The sequence below is a fragment of the Neochlamydia sp. AcF95 genome (assembly GCF_018342455.1).
In the GTDB taxonomy this organism is placed as follows: domain Bacteria; phylum Chlamydiota; class Chlamydiia; order Chlamydiales; family Parachlamydiaceae; genus Neochlamydia.
The window spans coordinates 24,251-46,461 of record NZ_JAEMUC010000048.1 but is presented as its reverse complement, the minus strand read 5'-3'; the positions used below and the strand labels follow the sequence as shown (position 1 = coordinate 46,461).

Here is a 22,211-nt window from a genome sequence, read left to right as displayed (position 1 = left end):
AGCTTCTAGCCAGGCGATTCAGTGTCCTATCCTCCTAGTGGCAGATCATAAGCTTATTTCCCCAAAGGATCATAAGCGTATCGGTAGGTTTTAAAACTTCTCAACAAATTTACGATCACTTATGCTTTTTTCTTACTCATCTTAAGGTGTAAGAAATGCTTGCTCGCCCAAAAAGCCTAGAAATTTATAGACGTCTTTGTGAAGTGATCCCAGGGGGAGTCAATTCTCCTGTGCGTTCTTGTCAAAATATGCATCAGCCTCCTTTAGTGGTGGAACGTGCTTGGCAAGATCTTCTCTATGACGCGGATGGGCATGCCTATATCGACTATTGCGGCTCCTGGGGAGCTCTCATTCACGGCCATGCGCATCCTCCAATTATAGAAGCGGCACAAAGACGCATGGCTTTAGGCTCTACTTTTGGTATTACGACTTCAATCGAAGAAGAGCTTGCTCGCTATGTCATTACGCTCATAGAATCGATAGACAAAATTCGCTTTGTCTCTTCAGGCACAGAAGCGACAATGAGTGCTATTCGCCTAGCAAGGGGCTACACTCAACGCGAATTAATTATTAAGTTTGTAGGAAATTATCATGGTCATGCGGATTTCTTTCTCGTACAAGCTGGCTCAGGGGTGGCAGGCTTCCTACCTCAAGCTTCATCGCAAGGCATTCCTCCTGAGATAGTTCGCCATACAATTTGCTTGCCATATAATGACATAGAAGGGTGTCGCCAAGTGATGCGCGACTCTAGAACCCGAGAACGCATTGCTGCTGTGATCTTAGAACCGATTGCAGGCAATATGGGCGTGGTTCCTGCTACGCAGGAATTTATCCAGATGTTACGCCAAGAAACTTCTGCGGCAGGTGCTTTATTGATTTTTGATGAAGTCATGACAGGTTTTCGGGTGGGGTTAAAGGGAGCGCAGGGCTTGTATGGCGTTTGTCCTGATCTGACTACTTTTGGGAAAATTATTGGAGGGGGTTTTCCTGCGGCTGCTTTTGGAGGGCGTCGCGATATTATGGATTGCTTGGCTCCCTTAGGGTCTGTTTATCAAGCGGGAACATTATCTGGAAATCCTGTAGCTATGGAAGCTGGTTTACAAGCTCTAAAGCTCTTAAATCAAGAAGGTTTCTATGAAGAGCTGCTACGTAAAGCCAATCTTATAACTAAGCCTATTCAGGAATATCTTTTAAGCACAGGCAAGCAGGCTTGCATTCAGCAGGTAGGCTCCATGTTTACGCTGTTTTTCGGTTCTAAAAAAGTTACCCATTTTGGTGATACCAAGCTGTTGGATAACGACATGTTTGCTCGTTTCTTCCGCTATTTATTTGCAAATGGCGTCTATATTCCCCCCTTGCACATTGAGGCATGGTTTGTGTCTCAAGCGCACAGGGAAGAAAATTTAATCAAAACGCGTAATCTTATCTTAAGATTCTTAAAAAAGGAGATGCCTTGATCTTAAAAATAGTTAAGAAGCAAGGAAATTTTCTGCTTTTTTACTCTAAATGGTCCGAGGTTGATTGCCTGAGGCCTTTACAATGACTCTAGCCATGCGATTAGGAATATAGTGATAGGGTAAAATCTCTATATCTACAATGCTAACCGTCTTGAAATCAGCACCTTTTTGAATAGCAGCTTGAATAGCTTGTTGCTGTAACTCTTCTAAGGTCTCCTGGCGATGTTCTAAAGAAACGACAGTATCAATAGTAGCCGAAATGGTAGCAAGGGCAGCACCAAAGGCATTGGCATAATGAGCATAGGGAGGAATAATAAAGCGTCCGTCAAAAAGATGTTGCGGCAATAAAGCAGAGCCTCCTCCAATCATAATCACAGGCAGGGAACGTTCTTCAGGCCCAATTTTTGAGATAAGCTCATAAATCTGTTTGACCACTTCATCGATAACTGCTTTACAACCTTTCCTAGGCAATGATACGTTTTGGGGGCGGGCACCCGCAATATCTACATAGCCTAAAGCTAGAGCGATATCTGTCAGCGTCAATTGCTTTCCTCCAAAGCTGAGCGATTGCGAGAAAGTTTTATTGCCGCAGCTTTTAGGGCCAATATGAATTTTCTCTTGGGTAATTTCGATCTGGCTGCCTCCTCCTAAAGCTATAGAATATACATCAGGCATAGGAAAATTTAAAGTAACTCCTCCTATGCATGAATTATTAAAGCAGCGTCGCGGAATGCCTTTACGAACGATTCCAATATCCGTGGAGGTGCCACCGATATCAATAACAATAGCATCTTCTTTTTGGGCTAGCCGTGATCCTCCAATAAATGAATTGGTAGGGCCGGCTGAGATGGTAAAGATAGGATATTCATTAGCGTTTGCCAAATCCGCTACACTTCCATCGTTTTGCGTAATCCAAAGAGGACAAGCTATGCCAAGATCCCCACAAATAGCCACTAAATTTTTAAACGCGGTAGGCATGACCTGCTTTAAAGCAGCATTTAAAATGGTGGAGTTTTCGCGTTCAATAAAGCCTGCTCCACCAATTTGATGGGAAAGAGAGATAGGCAACTCGCCCTGCGTCATCTCTTGCGCAATTTCTTTTACCAATAGCTCGTGATGAGAATTTAATGAGGCATAGACGCCAATAACCGCTAAGCTTTCAATGTTTTTTTTCAACAATTCTTTTAAAGCCGCTCTAATCTCCGCAGGATTAATGGGTGTGATAGGATCGCCATGGCATTCAAAGCCTCCATTGATAGTAATGGTATCCACATACATGCTTTTTTTAAGAGCAGGAGGCCATAGTAAACAACTAGGTAGAGATTGAGGGTGATGCCCAGCAATGCGAATCACTCCTACGCGGTAAAGATTATCCTGTTGATGAATGGCATTGGCTACCTGAGTAGTTCCTAAAAATATCCCTGTAATATCTTCACGAATAATAGAGGCTTCATCCAGGATTTGCTTTAAAGCTGTTTTGATGCCTGTATTTAAGTCGGGAGTGGTAGCAGTTTTTGCACAGGCAATCACCTCGTTATCAGAGTCTACAAGCACCACATCTGTGTTAGTTCCACCAATGTCGATGCCGATTTTATACTTTTGATTTATTTTCATGTAGTAATACTTAACACGCTGCTTTTTGGGCGTGCTTTATGAATGGGTTTATAATCGGTCTCATAGCCAAATTTTCTAGGACCTACCAAGGCAAGCCCTTGAGGGGTGGTCCAAATATCTGGAGCTGGAAGGGCTATCAAATTAACTCGTAGGCCATATTGGAGTAATTCACTGGTAATAGGAGCTCCTGTTTCTTGCTCTAGCAGCATTAAGATATCAGGAGTGGTAGCAATGATTTTACTATTAATTTTTGCTAATAGATATTCATTTTGAAAAATAAGCTCTATTTTATCTTTGGCATTCTGAATGGTAATGGAGCCTTGAAGAAAACCTTTGGAGATTTCGCGATCTATATCCGTAATTTTTCCCGAGCCAATGAAAATACCTTTGCAATGGTTTAAAATAGCTTCTAAAGGATCTTCTCCTTTTTCTTTTGCCGAGCGGTGAGCTTTTCCTAAGTTAATAGCGCGCGAGATGCTATTAGGTACCGTGCATTCACGGGCCCTAGCGCCAGTAATGGGATAAAACGCAAAGGCGGCTATTGATCCCATCGCAATGGTAGCGCTACGTCCTATTTTTTCTAAAGCAAAGGTGTTTTTAGCATGGATAACTACGGCGTTGTCTAAGCTATCACTAATAAAGCCAGGGTTAGGAGAAACCCCATAAAGGTGACCGGAACTCATCTGAGCTTCCGGGAAGGCCCGTCCCATCATATCAGCATCCAGTACCGGTAATCCCATCTGAAGGCCCGTGATTATAGGAGTAAATGCGTTGTGGCCCCCAATCTCAAAAGGCATGATAGCGGTAATCTTTTTATTTAAGTTTTTTTCTACAATCTTAAATAGCTCAACATAATCACGTCCGGTAACAATTTTTTCCATTTCAACAGTGGGGGCTCCCATAAAACCTATGGGAATAACAAGAGCCTCAGGCTTTAAATCGGAGTAATTAAGAATTGAAAGGGAAGCTTTTTTTTCCATCTCATAGCGGGCCATCATGTAAGCATAAGTAGAATCACCTCCTCCTCCTGATCCTAAAATCGCGCTTCCAATGGCTAAGTCATCTAAGTTTTGCAATGTTAGCTTTTTCACTATATTTCCTTTGAATTAAAACAAAAAATGTACCTAAGGATGAGCCAATCGTGGCATCTAAAACAGGAATAGAGGTTAAAGAAACCCCATTTAGACTAGAAAAGCCCATGGCTAATCCCAACATCCAAGCAAGAAAGTGGCAAAGATAATCGTTAGAGGTCACGGTAAGCTTTTTCACTTGCTCAATAAGATAACGGGTAATAATCACACTGCCCATGCTGGCGACAAAAATTCCCATCACATCCAAAACGATGATAAGATGATTGAGAAAATTGAAACAAGACAAGAAAGTGCCTACGCTTCCAAAAAGTAGAGTCCTTAGCTTTTCTGATTTGATCTTTAAAAGCGGTTCTAAGCAGACGGCACCTGAGTATAGATTAATGTTATTTGTGGTCCATCCGGCCAGGATAAGAAATAAAGCTACCCATAAATTCCAAAAATTTCCATTGGATCGTTTTAAAACATCTAAAATCGTTCCTCCCGAGCTTCCGGCAGCTAAGTAGACGCCTACAATTTCTAGAATAGGGAGGGCTAGCACGAAAATGATGGAAATGCTGATAAACCCATCTTTACTTGTTTTAGCATGGCGATAATAGGTAGGTAAATCGATCACAAAGGCAATAGCTAAAGCGATAACCATCGAGATGCCGGCAAAGGAGAAAGGCACAGAAGGAACCGATGGAGGGGCATCATCGACAGTGAAGAAAGCATAGCCTAAGGTAAGGATTAAAAGGGGTAGACTAAGATTGGATAGAAAATTAATGGACTTAATTCCATAAAGGGCAGCCATGGTAATTAAACTGCCGAGCATAAGATTGGATAGCACACCGGATAAAGCCTGGTTTTTATCCAGGGCTAATAAGTCAAATACACTTAAGCTCATCATATTGAGCTGGATAGCAAACCATCCGACTAACGATACACACATCGTTAAGGCAAAAAAAGTTACTCCTGTTTCCCCAAAATATTCGGTAGCATTCAAAGGTGTAGTCTTTCTTTTCTCGCAGCTCATCTTCGTCGTAGCTAGACCTAAAAGAAGCAGAATGGCATTTCCCAAGATGATAGCAGCAACAGAAGAGGCAAAACCGTAAGTTTGGTAAAGTGTTTGCCCAATAACGATGACAGGCAAGCAGATAACGCCACCTATTTGAATACTTGATAATTGCCACCAATTACGTTGATTATCCATATGTTTATCCCTCAAATAATTTAAAAGAAGTCTTATAGTGCAATGACTAGTTTCCAAACAATATAAAAGAAATTTTTGTTTTTTTGAAGAAGCAAATCATGAGGGGCTTTGATTTAGCTAAATGTATGATTAATCGGCTCTAAAACTATAAAGCAGCCACAAAGAAATCTCCTTACGCTTTGCTCTAGCAATTTTTTAAGGAGCAGGTTAAATATCTATCATGGTATAGAGTAAAATCAAGTATAAAAGTATGGAGTTGGCATGGCAAACATGATTTATCGTTCTCATCCCTGGCATGGCCTTTCTTTAGGGCCTCTGATGCCTCAAATTGTTAATTGTTATATTGAAATCGTGCCTACGGATACGATAAAATACGAACTTGATAAAGAAACCGGGATCCTAAAAGTCGATAGGCCTCAAAAGTATTCAAGTGTGTGTCCCAGCTTATATGGATTGCTACCTAAGACCTATTGCGGCCCTCATTTAGCTAGTTATTGTATGCAAAAGACTGGCCTTAAAAATATTGAAGGCGATGGAGATCCTTTGGATATCTGCGTGTTCACCGAAAAAGTTATTCCTAGGGGAGACATTATTTTAAAAGCCATTCCTATTGGTGGATTTCGATTAATTGATGGAAATGAGGCAGATGATAAAATTATTGCTGTGATGGCAGACGATTTGGTTTATGGCAGCCTGCAAAATATTCATGAATGCTCGCCAAGCTTGATTGAAAGGCTACGCCATTATTTTCTAACCTATAAAGATTCACCCGAAAGGACGTATAGCACTGTCCAAATTACTCATATCTATGATGTTAAAGAAGCCCATCATGTGATTAAACTCGCTCTTCAAGACTATGAAGATAAATATGGATCTGCTTCCAAGTCAGAAAATTTTTGGTAAAATAGTTGTCATACCCATGCAAAAGTATGTATAGAGAATGAATCCTATGAGAGGGCAATCAAGAGCAATTTTATTGAAAAAGGTGGCAAGAATGGTTATTGTGAAAGCGAAGAGCACTCCTAGTATGAACCCTACGGTTAACTCTTCAAATAAGGAACTAACTTAATGAGTCCTTTAATTTTTTTAGTGCTAGGTTTTATATTAATATTTATAGAGTTTTATCTGCCAGGTGCCCTAATGGGAATTATCGGAGGTATTTGCATATTAGCCAGCTTTAGCATGTTTGCTAGGCAAACAGAATCTTTCCTCTTGTTTATCTTATATGTGATGGGGAGTGGCGTGGCTCTTGCTTTTTTAATTAAATTTGTTCTCTGGCGCATTCGTACCGAAAAGCCTCAGCATAGCATTTACTCTGCAGATACCCAAGATGGTTATCGTGCTGTCGATTATGATGCTTCCACTATAGGCAAGTCAGCAGTAGTGTTGACAGATTTAAAACCTGGGGGATTTATTATCGTAGAAGGAAAACAGCAACCAGCTATTTCTCAGGAAGGTTATCTAGCTAAAGGGACTAAAGTTCTTGTGATTAGCGGCAATGAATCTAATTTAATTGTTAGAAAGGAATAAAACATGACTCATCAACTATTGGCCTTGCATTTAAGCTCAGAATTATATTTTTTACTGATTGTTCTTGCATTGGCTTCCCTTATTATTTTAAGCATGCTAGGAAAGTTTCTTAGTTTTTGGTTCCAAGCTTTTGTGTCGGGTACTCCGATCCCTTTATTTAACTTAATCGGTATGAGTTTGCGTAAAATTCCTCTACGAGTCATCGTCAACGCGCGCATTAATCTGTTTAAAGCTGGGCTAAAGCAAGTGACTGTCTCAGACTTGGAAACACACTACCTAGCTGGCGGCCATGTCTCTGAGGTGGCTACAGCTCTTATAGCTGCAGATAAAGCCAATATTCAGCTCGATTGGCGCCGTGCTACAGCGATTGATTTGGCAGGAAGAGACCTTCGTGATGCGGTACAGACCTCGGTAAATCCCAAAGTAATTGACTGCCCTAGCCATGGTGGCTACATCACAGGAGTAGCTAAAGATGGCATTCAAATCAATGTCCGCGCTCGTGTAACTGTAAGAACAAATATTGCGCAATTAGTAGGCGGCGCTACTGAAGAGACGATTATCGCTCGCGTGGGTGAAGGGATTGTGACCGCTATTGGTAGTTCTGAAACACATTTACATGTGCTTGAATCTCCTCATAAAATTTCGCAGGTTGTTTTGGAAAAAGGACTTGATTCTTCTACTGCTTTTGTTATTCTTTCTATTGATATTGTGGAAATGAACTTAGGCGAAAATATCGGTGCCAAGCTGCGTGCTGATAAAGCGGAATCCGATAAACGTATCTTCCAAGCTGAAGCAGAAAAAAGGCGAGCAATGGCCGCTGCGATGGAACAAGAAAATATGGCTAAGGTTAAAGACATGGAGGCTAAGTTAATTGAGGCTCAGTCTTCTATTCCTATGGCAATTGCCGAATCTTTTCGCTCAGGGCACATAGGCATTATGGATTTTACCCGTTATGAAAATATTCTTGCCGATACCAAAATGCGTAAATCTATCGCCGAAGAAAGTGACGATCGAAAAAAATAGGCCAGAAGCTTGATAGGCCTTAGCTAAGCTAATAAAAAATAAGGCCTTCAAGCTGCTTTCAGGTGTAAAAGTAAGCTTGTAGAGGAAATAATAAAAATTTTAAGAAAGCTTTGCTCTCAGCCATCCTATTAACAACTTTGTATAGGGAAAATTAAAATGCATATTATCGATACGATAGGTTTTTTAGTAAGCGTAGCAGCCATGCTTTATATGCTCATTAAGCTTGTTCAGCCTAATAAAAGATCTAAAAAACTTGCAAGCATCCAAGATGATGACCCCTTACAAGCTGAAAGATTGCACGATTTTCTTCATTCCTTAAATGCTGATATGGAGAAAAGCAAAAATTTTACTCACCACCCTCCCAAAAACTTAAAGCCCATGAGCCTACCCCCCGAGTATAAGAAAAAAACCATCTATCATCAACCTGCTCACAAAAAGAAAGCTTTTAGAGAGGAAAATAAATTTAAATCCAATTTAGATGGCTTTCAGGTGCGCAATCAGATTGAAGAACGCCAATTTAATATGAATAGTAAAAATAAATATGAAGGGGATTATGGCGACCATCTCTTAAGCCAAGGCTTCCGGGAAAATAAGTCTGCTCCTCCTTTGATTTATAAGCGCTCTTCTCGTGTTAAAAGTTTAATTCATCATCTTCCTACTAAAAAAGATCTTATCCTCATTCACGAGGTTTTAAATCCTCCTAAGGGTTTTAGATTTTAACTATGTCAATCCTCGATAATTACCGAGCCTTACAACAAGAAATTGCGGAAACAGCCAACGCCTGTAATAGAAAGATAGAAGAGATTAAACTGATTGCTGTCACTAAAAAGCAACCTTGGGAATCTATTTCTTCCCTTTATAAAGAAGGGTGCCAAAATTTTGGAGAGAATAGAATCCAAGAAGCTCTCTCTAAGATTAAACAAGCTCCTCAGGAGTGCCAGTGGCACTTTATTGGACCTTTGCAAAAAAATAAAGTGCGCAAAGCGGTGGGCCCTTTTGTTTTAATTCATTCGGTAGATTCTTTAGAATTAGCTAGTAAAATAGCAGAGGTATCCAAGCAATTAAATTTAACTACAGCTATTTTACTTCAAGTAAACACTTCTCAAGAACAATCTAAGCAGGGGATGAGTTACGAGGAGTGCTATCAAAATTTTAATGATTTTCTTTCTTTGCCCCACCTGGAGGTGCAAGGGTTAATGACGATGGCTCCTTTGACCGATAATGAAAAAATTATAGCTAAAAGTTTTGAAAGACTGCGTGGGTTAAAAGAATCTTTGTTAAAAAATTATAAACCTTTTAATCAATTACCCCATTTATCCATGGGAATGTCTCAAGATTTTAAGTTAGCCATTCGCGAGGGAGCCACTCTACTACGTATAGGCTCAAAGATTTGGCATTGAATTCTTTTCCTCTTTTTTTCAATTATTTGCCAGCTTTAGATAAACTTGAGCTGGAGCAGCAGCCCTCGATCATCAACTTTTCTAGATTTATCCAGCTCGGATATTCTATCCTCCCTCTTGATTAGATAGGAAGAAAAGCTAGCATTTTTGCTTAAAAATAGTCGTGCTATATATGTCCCAATAATTTATTCTTCTCTCTACTTTTTTATGCCTATAGATAGGGTTTTTATGAATGCTCTGCTGAATAAATTTATGCGTGTGAATAACACTTTTTTACTTTTGGTAGCTGTTTGCTGTGGCCTAATAGCTGGGTACCTGCATAATGAGAGGATATATAGCGTGGCCGAAAGCTTCTCAGCTGTATTCATTAATCTCCTTAAATTGGTCAGTTTACCTATCATTTTTCTTTCCATTGTCTCCACTTCTTCAGGAATGGAAAGTGCGCGTGAGCTAAAAATTTTGGGTCAAAAAGTCTTAAAATATACATTATTAACCACGGTTATTGCGGCTTCTATTGCTTTGATTTTATTTGTAGCTATAGATCCTGTGCGCCCTCATCTTCAGGAAATAAATCTTGAATCGGTAGCCACGATTGAAAAACAGGGAAGTTATGTACATTACCTCCAACAAATTATTCCCTCCAATGTTATCAAGCCTTTTAATGACAACAATGTTATAGGCGTACTATTTATTGCTCTTTTATTCAGCCTTTCCATCATTGCTCTGCCGGCGGAAAATCGCCATATTTTACATGCTTTTTTCTCGAGTCTCTATGCTGCAATGATGAAGATGACCACTTGGATCATCAAGCTCATGCCTTTGGCCATCTGGGCTTTCATTACCCTTTTCATGCGTGATTTACATGAAGGCTTAGAAATCGAAAGTTTGGCTCTCTATTTAGCCGTAGTCATTTTAGCTAACCTGGTACAAGGGATCATTGTATTGCCCCTCCTTTTAAAGTTTAAAAAAATTTCTCCTTTAGGGACTGTGAAAGGCATGTGGCCAGCTCTATCTATTGCCTTCTTCACCAAATCTTCCAATGCCGCCTTACCGATGGCTATGAAATGCGCCGAAGAAAGAGTGGGAGTTTCTCGTCGTGTAGCTAGCTTTGCTTTTCCCCTTTGTACGACTATCAACATGAACGGTTGTGCTGCTTTCATCCTTACTACCGTTCTTTTTGTCTCTATGAGCAATGGGATGAGTTATACACCTTTAGAAATGATTCTATGGGTTTTCCTGGCTACTATCGCTGCTGTAGGAAATGCAGGGGTCCCCATGGGCTGCTATTTTCTTTCGAGCGCTTTTCTAGCTACTTTAAATGTTCCTCTTAACGTATTAGGAGTGATTTTACCTTTTTACACTCTCATTGATATGGTGGAAACAGCTCTGAATGTTTGGTCGGACTCATGTGTGGCCACCATCGTTGACAGTGAAGTTTCTCCCCATACTGCCGCTTCTCCTAGCGCTAATGAATCTCCTCTAAGTGTTTAAATCAAAGTTATACGCTTTTAAAAAACTTAGTCTGTGTGCCCAACCCTCTAAAAGATGCCTCTCTGCTTAACGAAAGGGATTTTATGAATTATAGGATTACATAAGGAGTAGCTTAAAAGCGTATTACACGTAGCTCTAGGAAACTTGGCAGTTCTTAGAGCCTTCCTTAAAGCTTTTAGCTCAATCTTTAGATAAAAGGAAAGGCGCATCAGTTTTTTTAATTTTTTCTTCTTGCTAGGCAAACATTCTTCCAAGAAGTACTCCTCCTTTTTTTAGTTCTTTGTAAGCCTGATAGACGTGATTAGACCGAAAAAGACTACGCCTATAAGGTCCTAGTTTTTTTTAAGAGGAGGGAGCTTTAGGGCAAGGAGGAGATAAGAAGAAAAGGTGAACCTTAGGAGGAATCCTAAGCTTTTCACAAACGTGATAGCGGGCTTGATCCAAAATCAGCAAGGCATGCGAAGAAGCTGGCAGGGATTGATTAATCTGTTCGAGAAGATTCTCAATGGCTTTGCTATTTAAAAAAAGAAGAATGAGTCCTTCTGCTTTTCCTAAAGCTGGGCATATAGCTGTTGCTATATAGAGGGTAGGATAGGTTATTGGCTTAAGCACTTTTGGTCGCTTTCCTTTTTTCGCTGCTACCTGACGACAGTTGGGCGGGAGCCCCTAGCTTTGCTTTATCCTCAAACCATATTTCGATCTTGGGCTTAGGAAATTGATTGCTTAAAGCCTCGATAGCGTGGGGGACTTTTTTAAAAGAGGATTTATCTTACAAATATTAATAGTTGCAAGCAAGCGGATAGCTGCCATCTCTCCTTTAGATTGAGTCCAGTCACTCCGCTTGTTTCTTAATGCAGGGTTACAAAGAAGCCTTTCCTTTGGCCCGAGGTTCAAGGGGTGTTAAGCTAGCTGAAAGCCTCTCTTTAATTTTTTGAGCCAACTTATCGGCAGAGCCAGGAAAATAGCTAAGGAAAAGTGAGGGCTCGATCATTTCTACTTCCACCACGACTAGCGCAGAACCTTTCTTGATCACGTCTACTCTAGCATGTAAATAAGGTTGTTCAGTAGCGAGGAGAACCTTTTTGACTTCGTTGATCATCCAAGTAGGTGGGGTAACTGGTTGAACGGAGCCTCCATGTGCACTTTGCACCAAAAATTGCCCATCTGCCGGTTTTTTTAACACACAATGAATAAATTCTTTTTCAAAGAAAATAAAAGACCATTCACCTTCTGTCATGATCTCTTGCATGAAAGGTTGGATAATTAAGTCATAAGGATAATCTTTAAAGTGATCTTGCATTTTTTGAACAGTAGAAGAATTAAATCTAAAAGTGTGATCTCCACTAGCAGAAATACTAGGTTTTATCACGCATTCTTCCCATCCATATTTTTTTAAAAGATCGGGTAAGCTTTTTAGATCTTTAGAAGATAAGTAAATACTATCAATGACCTTAACTCCTTTCTCTGCTAGCTTTTCTAAATAAACTTTTGAAGCATTCCAGCGAATAGTGTTAAGGGGGTTAAAAAGAGGGATTCCTTGTTTTTCAATATCACTTAAGGTTTGCAAGAAAAAATTAAACTTAGCGGTATGATAGTCCCAAGTAGAAAAAACTAGCGCCGCTTGATAGTCTTTCCAATTGTTTTGAGGATCATCCCAAATCACTGAGCGAGCATCTATTTGCTGTTTTTGCAAGGCTCTTATTAATAAATTATCATCTTCTTTTGTTTCGGAGCAATTGTTACTTGTGAGCAAAGCAAGGCTAGCTAAGAGAGTCGTTAAAATCATACATTCCTCAATTTATAAATTTTTATCTAAGGCAGGAAGCTAAAAAGATTGTAAGCAATGATAGTTTGTTTTTCCATTTAAAAATTTTTTTATAGCGAGTCTTAAATTAAGGCTGGCTATCCTTAGGAAAATAAATTAATCATTCATATCCGAACCAAGGTGCTGGGAGAGAGCTTAACTTATCCATCCTAAATCTTATGACCGAGTGTATAGAGCTGCCTCTCTCAAAGCAGTATTGTTGCTTTGATATTTTTATTTATTAATTTATTGATTGTGCTGCGTTTTATTTTAAAGAGACAATAGAAAAGGGTGAGTGTGGATAGGCAAAAAAGGATTTTATGCAGGCAGATTGCCAAAAAGTACTAGAAAGGTGAGGTAAGAAGAATTTGATCAAAAACTTGCGTAAAAAGGTACTAATCCGCATTAGTTGCTTAAAAAATTCTTGAAAAATGTATCCCGTAAGATACGATAGAGATATTATGCAAAAAAGGATTTTATGCAGGCAGATCGCTAAAAAGTATTGGCAAGGTGAGGTAAGAACAATTTGATCAAAAACTTGCATAAAAAGGTCCTAATCTGCATTAGTTGCTTAAAAAATACTTGAAAAATGTATCCCATAAGATACAATAAGGATGAAGGAATAGAAATCGAATTATACGAAACAGCAAATGGTAAGCGACCCTTTGAGATCTGGATCAAGGGTATCAAAGAAATCCATACACGGGCCAAAATCCTGGCATGGTTTGATCACTTAAGGCTTGGAAACTTCGGTGATTGCAAAACCTTACCAGAGGGGGTTTGCGAGCTTTAAGGTTCATTATGGACCCGGGATTAGAATTTATTACGGAAAGATTGGGAATAAAGTCATTTTGCTTCTTTGTGGTGGTGATAAAAACTCCCAAGAAAGGGATATAGCTAAAGCAAAAGAGGATTTGAAAGATTATCAATCAAGAGAGTTAGATCATGGCAAGAAGTAAAAAATATCAAGAATTTCTGCTCCAGCACTTAAAAGATCACGATGAAGCTGTTGCATACCTAAATGCTGCACTAGCAGAAAGTCTTAAAGGTGATGAGGAATCCCAACATCTTTTCTTAATGGCTTTACGGAACGTCGTAGAAGCTCAAGGCGGCGTTGGCGCATTGGCTAAAAAAGCTCATGTAGGTCGTGAAAGCCTCTACAAAACCCTTTCAGAAGCCGGTAATCCTAAATGGCACACGCTTGTCTCATTATGTGTAGCAATGGGATTGAACTTGAGATTAAGTTAGACTATAATGATTGACATCGACCTTTTTCAATCTCCATTAAAAATAAAATTTCTCATGACGATACCTTAAGAGAATAATTAGCGCGAGTTATCGAATAAGAATAGTTTGAAGCATGATTTAAAGCAGCCTTAGGTTGTTTTCTTATCCGATAACTCGCATTAATGAGATTATCAATGCCTATGGCCATCAATCTAACCGCCTAATCTCATTAGGTGCTAATGGCAACGGATATCGTCGAGGGGAACTAAAATAAGAATTATATGACCCACAAGCCATCATTGCTAGATACGTCTAGAAAACGTGAATGGAATATGAAGTTCCTCATGCATCAGATGCTGCCTTTCTATTTTTATGCACATCATTCGCTTTAAGAAGTATCTATTTTCTAATAATCCTTTGACCTACACACTCTGCCAAGAAAAGAGTAATGCCTATGAGGCCTGGTCGTTTTGGCCGGCGTGTAGCCATTGGTTTGTGGGGAGTTGTGGGCTGCTATTTCTACGCCGGCCTCGCTGTAGAGGTCAGCTGCCTTTTATTTAGCTCGAGGAATGAGAAGCACGACGGCGCAAAGGAAGTTCTGCTAAGCTATTGTAACTTGAAAACCTAGCTTTTGATGAAAGGCTTTGTTTTTTCCTTGGGAAGTAGGATTAAAAATGACGAGAGCTAACGCTTATCCATTTATACTCAATAGCTGTTTTTTTAGTTTGAGGTAAAGCCTCCTGATAGACATAAGATAAAATTCTCTAATAAGACTATAGCCTTTGATCGATTTAAAGCTTATTCATTTTATTTTTCACATAGCATTCATCATGCTTGAATGTTGAGATATTATTTTTTATAGCATTTATTTTAAGCCTTCCTTAATATGATTGTTAATGAACATAGAGAAAAAATTTACAAGTCCTTGCTTATAAAAAGGTAGCGAAATGAAAATTTAGATAAAGAGAGGTTAAACAAATGAACCCTTTACCTCCCAATCCCTCTGTATTATTTCCTGTATTTAAGACTCTTTCTTGGTTTAAAGAAGAAACAAATACCTATGCGGAGATTGCAATCAAGATTTTCTCAAACTTGGGAGCTTCCGATCTATGTCAAGCAGAGGGAGTTTGTCAAGAATGGAAGCAGCTGATTCAAGCAAGTAACTTATGGAAAAGGCTCTATTTCCAAAAAGCTAGCAAAGTTTCCTCGTCAGAAAAAGAATCCCCTCTAGATACGCTCCCTTCCGAAATGTTGTTAAAAATTTTTTCCTTTTTGCCTGTTAAAGAACTTGGCTTTAGCCAGCAGGTATGCAAGAGCTGGTATGAATTAAGCGCAGACACTGCACTTTGGAAATGTTTACTTGGAAAAACTTACCCTGCTTTATCTGCTATATCCGACAAGATGAAAATCTCTCCCAAAGATCTAATTGTGGCTCAATACAATATAGAAGCTAATCGTGCACAAATTATCGATTTACTCCCTATGGCATTGGAAAAAGGACATAAAGAGGGCGCGCAAGCAATGTTTTCTTCTAATGGTAAGCATGTAATTATTTTTAATAATGACCTACCTACCTTTCCTGGGGACATTGCTCGTCACATTGTTAGCCTTTGGGATGCTAATACAGGAAAATGTCTACAGGTTTGGGAAGGAATTACTTGGAGTAGAGATCTATTTCTTTCTTCAGGTAGCCATTGGCTAATTATTAATAGATCTAAGTCCACTAGTCTGTGGGATGCCAACACAGGAGAATGTCTAAAAGCCTTAGAAGAAGACCCCTTGGGCACAGAAGTATTCTTTTCTCCAAATAAAGAACGGCTAGTTACCAGGGGTAGCTTTATTCGCCTTTGGGATGCTAAAACGGGAGAATGTCTGCAGGCTTTAGAAAGAGGGGAAACAAAAAATTGGGGGTCACGAACACCTTTTTCTCCGGATGGCAAGTGGCTGGCTATCGATAGCTCTAAGTCCGTTAGCCTTTGGGATGCTAAAACTGGGAAATGTCTACACACTTTGGAAAAACCGGGTAAAGAAAATCTGTCCACCACAATATCTTTTTCTCCGGATAGCGAGTCGCTAGTTATCGATAGTAATGAATCTATTAGCCTTTGGAATGCTAACACTGGGGCATGCTTACATATTTGGGATGAAATCAGGAGGGTAAACTCAGTAACTTTTTCACCAGATAGCCAGCAAATAGTTATCGACGACTATGAATTCATTCGCCTTTGGGATGTTAAAACTAGAGAATGGGTCTGCACTTTGGATGAATGCGAGGATGCCTCCAGCATATCTTTCTCTTCAGATAGTCAGCGCCTAATTGTTGAGAATGGCCAGTCTCTTTGCCTTTGGGATGCTAAAGCTGGAAAAAAGCTAAAAACTTTAGATGATCAGCTAGGGGCATGCGCAGAAATAATCCTCTTTTCTCCCGATAACCAGCGGATCATTGCCGATACCATAGATCTCATTCGCCTGTGGGATGCCAATACAGGAGAATGTCTACAAACTTTAGATAAACGGGAAAAAGAAGATTGGGATACAGAAATATTTTTTTCTTCAAATAGTGAAAAGGTAGTTATTTATCTCATCGACTCCATCCACCTTTGGGATGCACACACAGGGAAATGTCTAAAAAATTTGGAAGAGCCTGGAGATTTCAAACAAGCATTTTTTTCTCCAAACAGCCAATGGTTGGTTATTTCTGACCCATGTGATGTTCAACTGTTGGATGCTCAAACAGGCGAATACTTGCGCACTTTGGGAAAACACTTAGGACACGGAGGATATGAGCCAGCATCCTTTTCTCCTAATGGGGGACTATTATTGATTGGAATGAAAGTTTTCAATTTTTTCCCTGCTAAAAGCGATAGTTTTCAACCCACCGAATCTCCAATAAATCTAGACAATGAAGAGGGAGCAAGTAATCTAACTGAAGAATTGGTAACAGAAGAATCTAAAAAAAGAAAAGCCAGAAGTGCTAAAAGCCAAGAAGACAGGAGCCACGTTTCAGCGGCAGGGGAGCATCTTTGGCCTTCTCCTCAGAAAAAAAGGAAAAAAGAGGAGTAGGTTAAGGTTTCTAGATTTTCAAGCATTTATTTTAAAGAGTAATGTTTAAGCTAATTTCCCATCTAGTGCTACAATAATTTGGCTCTTCCATGGTGTGTGTGACGTGTTTAAAGGTTTAATACGCTTTAAAAAAACTAAGACCGCATACCTAACCCTCTGAAATTTGTCTCTCTACTTAATGAGAGGAATTGTATAAAGTACGGGATTACATAAGAAGTAGCTTGAAAGCGTATAACTAATACTTAAAGTAGTTAAACAAAATAGCGTTTATAACATCCTACCGTTTGCATATGAAAAAAGTAAGTGAGTATATGCTAAATCGCTCGCATTAACTAAGAGTCAAGTGTGAGATCCTTGCCACACTTCTTATTGAATAGGAATTAAATTTTGTTTAAGTAAATGGTTCCCCTTAAAATTTACTTATAAAGGTTGTTTTTTAGAATTTTTATCTCTTCTTGTAGAGCTTTAATTATTTTTATGTATTTTTCTATATGGTTGAGAAAAACGCTATTACGGTTATGAATCTCGATAGGCTGGGCTGGTAGCCCTCCATACTTACCAGAAGTAGGAAGGGATTTGGTCACCCCTGTACGCCCGGCTAGCATCACTTCATCGGCAATTTTAAGATGTCCTGCTACCGCTACTTGACCTCCCATCACGACATGACGGCCAGTTTTAGTGGAGCCGGCAATTCCTGTCTGCGCAACAATAATATTATGAGCCCCTATCGTGACATTGTGGCCAATTTGCACAAGATTATCTATTTTAGAGCCTTTTTTAATGTAAGTGGTTTCAAAGCGTGATCGATCGATGGTAGTATTGGCCCCAATTTCTACCTCATCTTCTATTTCTACTTTACCTAATTGTTGCAATTTAATGTGTTCACCAGTTTTGTTGGTAATGTAGCCGAAACCACAAGCTCCTATCACAGCACCTGGTTGTAGAATAACTTTGTCTCCTAGGGAACAGCGTTCACGGATTACAACTTTAGGATGGATAAGGCAATCCTTTCCTATAGTAACATAGGGGCCTATGTATGCTCCTGCCCCAATAAAGGTGTTGTCATCTATTCTAGCTTCTTTATCTATAACAGCATGGGGACCAATTTTTACATTAGCGCCAATTTGGCACGTTTCGTGAATGACCGCTGTCGGATGAATTCCTGTAAAACCTGTAAGCTCTCCTTTATCTTTAAAAAAAGCATCGATTAATTGTTGAAATGCTAAAGAAGGATTTTCATTAATCAAAAAGTTACGATCACCCGCCAAAGGAGTATGTGAATTAACAAATATCACGCCTGCATGCGAGGTTTGCATCGCTTGCTCATAGCGGGGATTTTCTAGAAAAGAGGCCTCTTTGGCACTTGCTCTTTCTAGATCGGCAACCCCTTCAATTTCATAATCGGGATTGCCTATCAGTTTTGATTGCGTCATCGCTGCTATATGGGCCAGCTTGAAGGTTTTTAAGGAATTCATCGATTTCTCTTATGACTTTATTGATTGGATCCTGCGGGTGTCTTTGGCTCTTTAGCTTCTTTATCAAAAAGCTCATCCATCACACTCACAATATCATCAGAAATATCTAATTCCTTATCATAATAGTAAGCTCCCTCTTCGTTCATCACCATATGGTAGCCATACTTTTTAGCAACGGTTTCGGATGCTTGAGTAATCACATCAGCGAGCTTATCCAATATTTTATAATTAGCTTGTTGTATTGCTTGATAATATTGCGACTGCTGTTGGCTTGCTTCTTGGCTTAAGGTTCTAAATTTACGCTTAAGTTCGGTTTCTGCTTCAGGGGAGAGGCTGTCAAGATAGTCAGGATCATTAAGCTTATCGGCCATCTCATTCAATGTTTTTTCTTTTTCGCCTAGCATGGTTTCCATTTGCTTTTTGAGCGCTTCGAAGTTGGCTTGTTCTTGTTTGCCTAGTTTAGATTTCTCTACGCAAGTCTTAAAGTTCACCAGGCGCATTTTAATTCCTTGATCAGCTTTAACTGTAGAGGCTTCTACTGCCGCTGGACATAGGGCCACTAAAGCGAAACTTACGCTGGCTGCTTGCAAGATTGTTTTAGATAATTTTTTCATTAAATTTTCTCCTTGTTTTAATAAATCTTAAAGACGCCCGCCCACGCTGATGAAGAAGCTTTTAACCTCTCCGCGTGTTTTAGGATTGATAGGAATTCCATAACCCATCGTAAGAGGGGGAATGCTTTCGACTATTTTAAAACGTATGCCTAAGCCAACCGATGTACTAATACGTGCTTTTTTTAATCCAAAATCAAAAGTGGCAAAGGAAAGATGACCGGCATCACAGAAAATAAAACCTTCCAGGTTTTTCATGAACCGCCGAGAAGCTTCTATCGAATAAATTTCCATGGACATCCCACCCCGTGGATCTCCTTCAATGAAACGTGGGCCCAGTTTATAAGGACGATAGCCTCTTATCATATTATCGCCACCTAAAAACAACCGCTCGTCAAGAGGCATTTTTTTAGCAGTCGTCCCTCCAAATGGATAAAGGAAGCGGAAATCCATGCGTATTTTTAAAACACTACGCCTATCTAATTTGTGAAACCAGCTATTAGTGTAGGCAGCGCCAAAGAAACGATAGTTACCGCCCAATCCAGCTATCTCCAATTCTAATCGGGATTTAAATCCTTGGGTGGGCTTGGCTGGGTGATCAGTAGAATCATAAGACCATGTTAATCCGGTGGCTGAAACCATCCCATCATTATGTGATTCTTCAACTAACGAAGCCCCACCTTCATGCTTGGCATCATATTTATACTGTTCTTCATAAAGCAAGCCATGCGATGTTTGAATATCTGTATGTTTTAAGCGGTAATGCCATCCCAATTTCATAAATTGATTTAACTGATAGGTAGCATTGACCATTCCCCCATAAGTTTTTATATCATAGTCTTTGGCTATATAGCGATTGATAGAATTTTCTAGCTCAAATCCTACAATCCATTGAGTATCATTAAAAAATGGTTTGGTCCAAGAAAAAACATAGCTACGGCTTTTGGAGCCCACGGTAGCGGTAGCATGGGCATATTCACCGCCGCCTCTTAAGGCTTTATAGCCATCTTGAAAGAAACGACCTAAGCCTTTATAGTTAAAGTTTTTTTCGGTGATATTAAAACCTCCAAAAATGCTTTCCGCCGTGCTAAATCCAAAGAAAGCACCAAAGTGCCCCGTGCTTGTTTCTTCAACTTCAATATGAACATCACGATAATTTTCTCCTAAGCTATAAAAATCTTCTGATTTAACAGCATAGACGTTTACATGGGAAAAATAGCCGATGTTGGCTAAACGCTCTTCCGTTTTCTTCAGTTTTTCAAGATTAAAGACTTCCCCAGGAATGATCAAGGTTTCATGGAGAATAACTTTAGTTTGAGTCTGGCAATTTCCAAATACCTTAATCAAACCGACGTGAAACTGCTGGCCCTCTTCAATAGTGAGTTTAATGTTATAGGTTTGTTCCTGACTCTCGGAAAGAGTAGGTTCGTGATCAATGATGGCGTCAATATAACCTTTACGACCATAGAGATTTGTAATATTTTCTATACTCTGACGAATTTTCTCAGGAGAAAATATCCCTCCTTCACAAAAAGTTAACCGCTGATAGATCTCTTCTGTATTAAATAAACGATTTCCCTCGATGGTAATATGACCTACTTTATAAATAGGTCCTTTACTTGCAGTAATTGTGATAACGACACGGTTTTCTTGAGCAGCTTCTACCACTTTGACATCGACAGACGCATCAGCATATCCTTGATTATGAAGATAGTTAAGAATGGTGGCTTGATCATGCTGCATCGCCTCTTCATTATAAGTTCCTTCATTGCTTAGCCAACTTAAAAATATATTATATTTTTTAGTCACAAGCTGTTCACTTATCTCTTCTTGTTCATGGTTGGTAAAATTAACAAATACAATTTCTTTGATATAGCCCGAGCGCCCTTCATTGATGGAAATGTTGATATCTACTTCGTTGGTAGTAGCATCCAGCTGTATATCGTAGGTAAGCTCTGCTTCAAAAAAACCTTTTTTAATATAGTAAGCTTTTAGCTTGTGGAAAGCTTGATTAAAGCTCTTACGATCAAAAACAGAAAAGCAAGGTACCTTTAGCTCTTGTTTTAACCTTTTAGTTTTTATATGCTCGTTACCTTGCCAGTTGATAGAGCGAATGATAGGCTTGGGCCATATTTTTAAGGTAATATATAGCTTATCTGCTAAGCTTTCAACAAGGGGTTCAACACGGTCATAATCTTGAGAAAGAATTTTAAGATCGTTATCAAAGTGAGTTTGCGAAAAAAAATCTCCTTGCCGTGTTTTGATTCGGTTAAGGAGAGCATCTTCTTCAAAATGGTCGCAGGGTCCTTGAAGAAGAATTTCAATTTTTTCAATTTTTTGATTTTCATATGGGGTAGGCTGGCCGAAAAGATTTGATGAGTAGCCGCTTACTAAAAGCAAAAATCCTATATTAAGGAAAAGTATTAATTTATTTATCACAGATTCCTCTGAAAATTATAGATGATAATCGAAAAAAGAGTAATCATAGGGTAAGGTTTGTAATATTGTAAAGAAGAAGAAAAGAAGAGGGATTTTAGTATTAAAATTTGCTTCTTCCAGAGAAAGCTCGTGCTAATGTACCCCCATCTACATAATCGAGGGGGCTTCCCATAGGAAGTCCAAAAGCTAAACGAGAGATAGAAACCCCCAAGGGAGCTAATTCCTGCTTTAAGTAAAGAGAAGTAGCATCTCCTTCGAGCGTAGAATCTAATGCGATGACAATCTCTTCTATTTTTAGCAAAGCAATACGTGTTTTTAAGCCGGCAATAGTCAGTTTATCGGGACCTATGCCTTCTAAAGGAGACAATAAGCCTCCTAATACGTGATAAAGACCTTTATATTCGCCTGTTGTTTCAATGGAAAAAGCTTCTCTTGCACATGAAATAATGCAAATAACCTTAGATTGCTGACGTTGCTCTGTACAAAAAGGACAAGCATATTCGCCTTTTAAGCAGCCACATTCTTCACACTGCGGCAATTTTTCATGAATATCTTTTAGGGTGCTGGCCATTTCATCTAAATACTCTTGTGGCCATCCTAACATATGGAAAGCGTAACGCTCGGCACTTTTGGAACCTACTCCTGGTAGCCTTTTCAAGACGTTTATAACTTTTAATAGATGAGGAGGATAATGCATAGATTTGCCATGATTTTAAGAAAAAGCATAACATAAAAGCTTATTTTATTTAAAACTCAAAGAGAGGGAGAAAAGCTTCATCATGTAATCGCGAATGTTG

General features: G+C 39.3%; 20 protein-coding genes. 11 read left to right on the top strand and 9 right to left on the bottom strand.

All coding sequences use genetic code 11. The features are described 5' to 3' along the window. Window positions 1-155 precede the first annotated feature (155 nt). Window positions 156-1,457: a glutamate-1-semialdehyde 2,1-aminomutase gene (gene hemL, locus NEOC95_RS06040; protein WP_213152158.1), complete on the top strand. Its 1,302-nt coding sequence runs from the start codon at window positions 156-158 to the stop codon at window positions 1,455-1,457. A 45-nt stretch (window positions 1,458-1,502) separates the two neighbouring features. Here hemL and NEOC95_RS06035 read toward each other — a convergent pair whose 3' ends face one another. From NEOC95_RS06035 to NEOC95_RS06025, 3 genes are read right to left on the bottom strand one after another with little or no spacing between them, the layout of a single operon-like run. Continuing rightward, window positions 1,503-3,071 carry a hydantoinase/oxoprolinase family protein gene (locus NEOC95_RS06035; RefSeq protein WP_166156455.1) on the bottom strand — a complete coding sequence of 523 codons (1,569 nt, stop codon included), beginning with the start codon at window positions 3,069-3,071 and terminating at the stop codon, window positions 1,503-1,505. Then, window positions 3,068-4,162: an S-methyl thiohydantoin desulfurase domain-containing protein gene (locus tag NEOC95_RS06030; protein WP_166156458.1), complete on the bottom strand. Its 1,095-nt coding sequence runs from the start codon at window positions 4,160-4,162 to the stop codon at window positions 3,068-3,070. The genes NEOC95_RS06035 and NEOC95_RS06030 overlap by 4 nt, the downstream gene beginning before the upstream one ends. Continuing rightward, window positions 4,131-5,351, bottom strand: a complete 1,221-nt coding sequence (locus NEOC95_RS06025; RefSeq protein ID WP_213152157.1) for a purine-cytosine permease family protein — start codon at window positions 5,349-5,351, stop codon at window positions 4,131-4,133. The genes NEOC95_RS06030 and NEOC95_RS06025 overlap by 32 nt, the downstream gene beginning before the upstream one ends. A 261-nt stretch (window positions 5,352-5,612) precedes the next feature. Here NEOC95_RS06025 and NEOC95_RS06020 point away from each other — a divergent pair, with 261 nt between their 5' ends. The 6 genes from NEOC95_RS06020 (at window position 5,613) to NEOC95_RS05995 (ending at window position 10,795) form a co-directional block, all read left to right on the top strand. Beyond that, entirely contained in the window at window positions 5,613-6,254 is a 642-nt protein-coding gene (locus tag NEOC95_RS06020; RefSeq protein WP_213152156.1) for an inorganic pyrophosphatase, read from the top strand. A 165-nt stretch (window positions 6,255-6,419) separates the two neighbouring features. After that, window positions 6,420-6,881 carry an NfeD family protein gene (locus NEOC95_RS06015; RefSeq protein WP_213152155.1) on the top strand — a complete coding sequence of 154 codons (462 nt, stop codon included), beginning with the start codon at window positions 6,420-6,422 and terminating at the stop codon, window positions 6,879-6,881. A 3-nt stretch (window positions 6,882-6,884) separates the two neighbouring features. Beyond that, a complete protein-coding gene (gene floA, locus NEOC95_RS06010) occupies window positions 6,885-7,904 on the top strand; it encodes a flotillin-like protein FloA (RefSeq protein ID WP_166156470.1) in 1,020 nt (339 codons plus the stop codon). Window positions 7,905-8,060: 156 nt separating this feature from the next. Then, window positions 8,061-8,624: a hypothetical protein gene (locus tag NEOC95_RS06005; RefSeq protein WP_213152154.1), complete on the top strand. Its 564-nt coding sequence runs from the start codon at window positions 8,061-8,063 to the stop codon at window positions 8,622-8,624. A gap of 2 nt (window positions 8,625-8,626) precedes the next feature. Next, a complete protein-coding gene (locus tag NEOC95_RS06000; RefSeq protein ID WP_213152153.1) occupies window positions 8,627-9,304 on the top strand; it encodes a YggS family pyridoxal phosphate-dependent enzyme in 678 nt (225 codons plus the stop codon). Between the two features lie 207 nt (window positions 9,305-9,511). Further along, window positions 9,512-10,795 carry a dicarboxylate/amino acid:cation symporter gene (locus tag NEOC95_RS05995; protein WP_502710275.1) on the top strand — a complete coding sequence of 428 codons (1,284 nt, stop codon included), beginning with the start codon at window positions 9,512-9,514 and terminating at the stop codon, window positions 10,793-10,795. Window positions 10,796-11,137: 342 nt separating this feature from the next. On the opposite strand, the gene NEOC95_RS05990 is transcribed toward NEOC95_RS05995, so the two are convergent. Continuing rightward, entirely contained in the window at window positions 11,138-11,407 is a 270-nt protein-coding gene (locus tag NEOC95_RS05990; RefSeq protein ID WP_213152152.1) for a hypothetical protein, read from the bottom strand. A 247-nt stretch (window positions 11,408-11,654) separates the two neighbouring features. After that, entirely contained in the window at window positions 11,655-12,581 is a 927-nt protein-coding gene (locus NEOC95_RS05985; RefSeq protein WP_213152151.1) for an ATP-grasp domain-containing protein, read from the bottom strand. Between the two features lie 607 nt (window positions 12,582-13,188). Between NEOC95_RS05985 and NEOC95_RS09440 the strand changes: the two genes are divergently transcribed. The 4 genes from NEOC95_RS09440 to NEOC95_RS05970 all read left to right on the top strand — a co-directional run bounded on the left by NEOC95_RS09440 (window position 13,189) and on the right by NEOC95_RS05970 (window position 16,889). Continuing rightward, window positions 13,189-13,392 carry a type II toxin-antitoxin system RelE/ParE family toxin gene (locus NEOC95_RS09440; protein ID WP_249270191.1) on the top strand — a complete coding sequence of 68 codons (204 nt, stop codon included), beginning with the start codon at window positions 13,189-13,191 and terminating at the stop codon, window positions 13,390-13,392. Continuing rightward, entirely contained in the window at window positions 13,352-13,558 is a 207-nt protein-coding gene (locus tag NEOC95_RS09435; RefSeq protein WP_349305255.1) for a type II toxin-antitoxin system RelE/ParE family toxin, read from the top strand. The genes NEOC95_RS09440 and NEOC95_RS09435 overlap by 41 nt, the downstream gene beginning before the upstream one ends. Beyond that, complete coding sequence (locus NEOC95_RS05975) at window positions 13,545-13,847, top strand: helix-turn-helix domain-containing transcriptional regulator (RefSeq protein ID WP_213152150.1); 303 nt, start codon at window positions 13,545-13,547, stop codon at window positions 13,845-13,847. Before NEOC95_RS09435 ends, NEOC95_RS05975 begins: the two co-directional genes overlap by 14 nt. A gap of 957 nt (window positions 13,848-14,804) precedes the next feature. Continuing rightward, on the top strand, window positions 14,805-16,889 hold the full coding sequence (locus tag NEOC95_RS05970) for an F-box/WD repeat-containing protein (protein ID WP_166156485.1): 2,085 nt from the start codon (window positions 14,805-14,807) through the stop codon (window positions 16,887-16,889). A 416-nt stretch (window positions 16,890-17,305) separates the two neighbouring features. Here NEOC95_RS05970 and lpxD read toward each other — a convergent pair whose 3' ends face one another. The 4 genes from lpxD to recR form a co-directional block, all read right to left on the bottom strand. Continuing rightward, window positions 17,306-18,364: a UDP-3-O-(3-hydroxymyristoyl)glucosamine N-acyltransferase gene (gene lpxD / locus NEOC95_RS05965; RefSeq protein ID WP_213152149.1), complete on the bottom strand. Its 1,059-nt coding sequence runs from the start codon at window positions 18,362-18,364 to the stop codon at window positions 17,306-17,308. A gap of 17 nt (window positions 18,365-18,381) precedes the next feature. Continuing rightward, complete coding sequence (locus NEOC95_RS05960) at window positions 18,382-18,978, bottom strand: OmpH/Skp family outer membrane protein (protein ID WP_166155313.1); 597 nt, start codon at window positions 18,976-18,978, stop codon at window positions 18,382-18,384. A 27-nt stretch (window positions 18,979-19,005) separates the two neighbouring features. Next, a complete protein-coding gene (bamA, locus tag NEOC95_RS05955; RefSeq protein ID WP_213152148.1) occupies window positions 19,006-21,414 on the bottom strand; it encodes an outer membrane protein assembly factor BamA in 2,409 nt (802 codons plus the stop codon). A gap of 100 nt (window positions 21,415-21,514) precedes the next feature. Further along, a complete protein-coding gene (gene recR, locus NEOC95_RS05950) occupies window positions 21,515-22,111 on the bottom strand; it encodes a recombination mediator RecR (protein ID WP_213152147.1) in 597 nt (198 codons plus the stop codon). Window positions 22,112-22,211 lie beyond the last annotated feature (100 nt).

Excerpts from the sequence above, each read along its gene's own strand:
- hemL (WP_213152158.1), top strand. The coding sequence starts at position 156 with ATGCTTGCTCGCCCAAAAAGCCTAGAAATTTATAGACGTCTTTGTGAA.
- NEOC95_RS05960 (WP_166155313.1), bottom strand. The coding sequence starts at position 18,978 with ATGAAAAAATTATCTAAAACAATCTTGCAAGCAGCCAGCGTAAGTTTC.
- NEOC95_RS06005 (WP_213152154.1), top strand. The coding sequence starts at position 8,061 with ATGCATATTATCGATACGATAGGTTTTTTAGTAAGCGTAGCAGCCATG.
- NEOC95_RS05985 (WP_213152151.1), bottom strand. The coding sequence starts at position 12,581 with ATGATTTTAACGACTCTCTTAGCTAGCCTTGCTTTGCTCACAAGTAAC.
- NEOC95_RS05975 (WP_213152150.1), top strand. The coding sequence starts at position 13,545 with ATGGCAAGAAGTAAAAAATATCAAGAATTTCTGCTCCAGCACTTAAAA.
- NEOC95_RS09440 (WP_249270191.1), top strand. The coding sequence starts at position 13,189 with ATGTATCCCATAAGATACAATAAGGATGAAGGAATAGAAATCGAATTA.
- recR (WP_213152147.1), bottom strand. The coding sequence starts at position 22,111 with ATGCATTATCCTCCTCATCTATTAAAAGTTATAAACGTCTTGAAAAGG.
- NEOC95_RS06025 (WP_213152157.1), bottom strand. The coding sequence starts at position 5,351 with ATGGATAATCAACGTAATTGGTGGCAATTATCAAGTATTCAAATAGGT.
- NEOC95_RS05970 (WP_166156485.1), top strand. The coding sequence starts at position 14,805 with ATGAACCCTTTACCTCCCAATCCCTCTGTATTATTTCCTGTATTTAAG.
- lpxD (WP_213152149.1), bottom strand. The coding sequence starts at position 18,364 with ATGAATTCCTTAAAAACCTTCAAGCTGGCCCATATAGCAGCGATGACG.
- NEOC95_RS06000 (WP_213152153.1), top strand. The coding sequence starts at position 8,627 with ATGTCAATCCTCGATAATTACCGAGCCTTACAACAAGAAATTGCGGAA.
- NEOC95_RS05995 (WP_502710275.1), top strand. The coding sequence starts at position 9,512 with ATGCCTATAGATAGGGTTTTTATGAATGCTCTGCTGAATAAATTTATG.
- NEOC95_RS06015 (WP_213152155.1), top strand. The coding sequence starts at position 6,420 with ATGAGTCCTTTAATTTTTTTAGTGCTAGGTTTTATATTAATATTTATA.
- floA (WP_166156470.1), top strand. The coding sequence starts at position 6,885 with ATGACTCATCAACTATTGGCCTTGCATTTAAGCTCAGAATTATATTTT.
- NEOC95_RS06035 (WP_166156455.1), bottom strand. The coding sequence starts at position 3,071 with ATGAAAATAAATCAAAAGTATAAAATCGGCATCGACATTGGTGGAACT.
- NEOC95_RS06020 (WP_213152156.1), top strand. The coding sequence starts at position 5,613 with ATGGCAAACATGATTTATCGTTCTCATCCCTGGCATGGCCTTTCTTTA.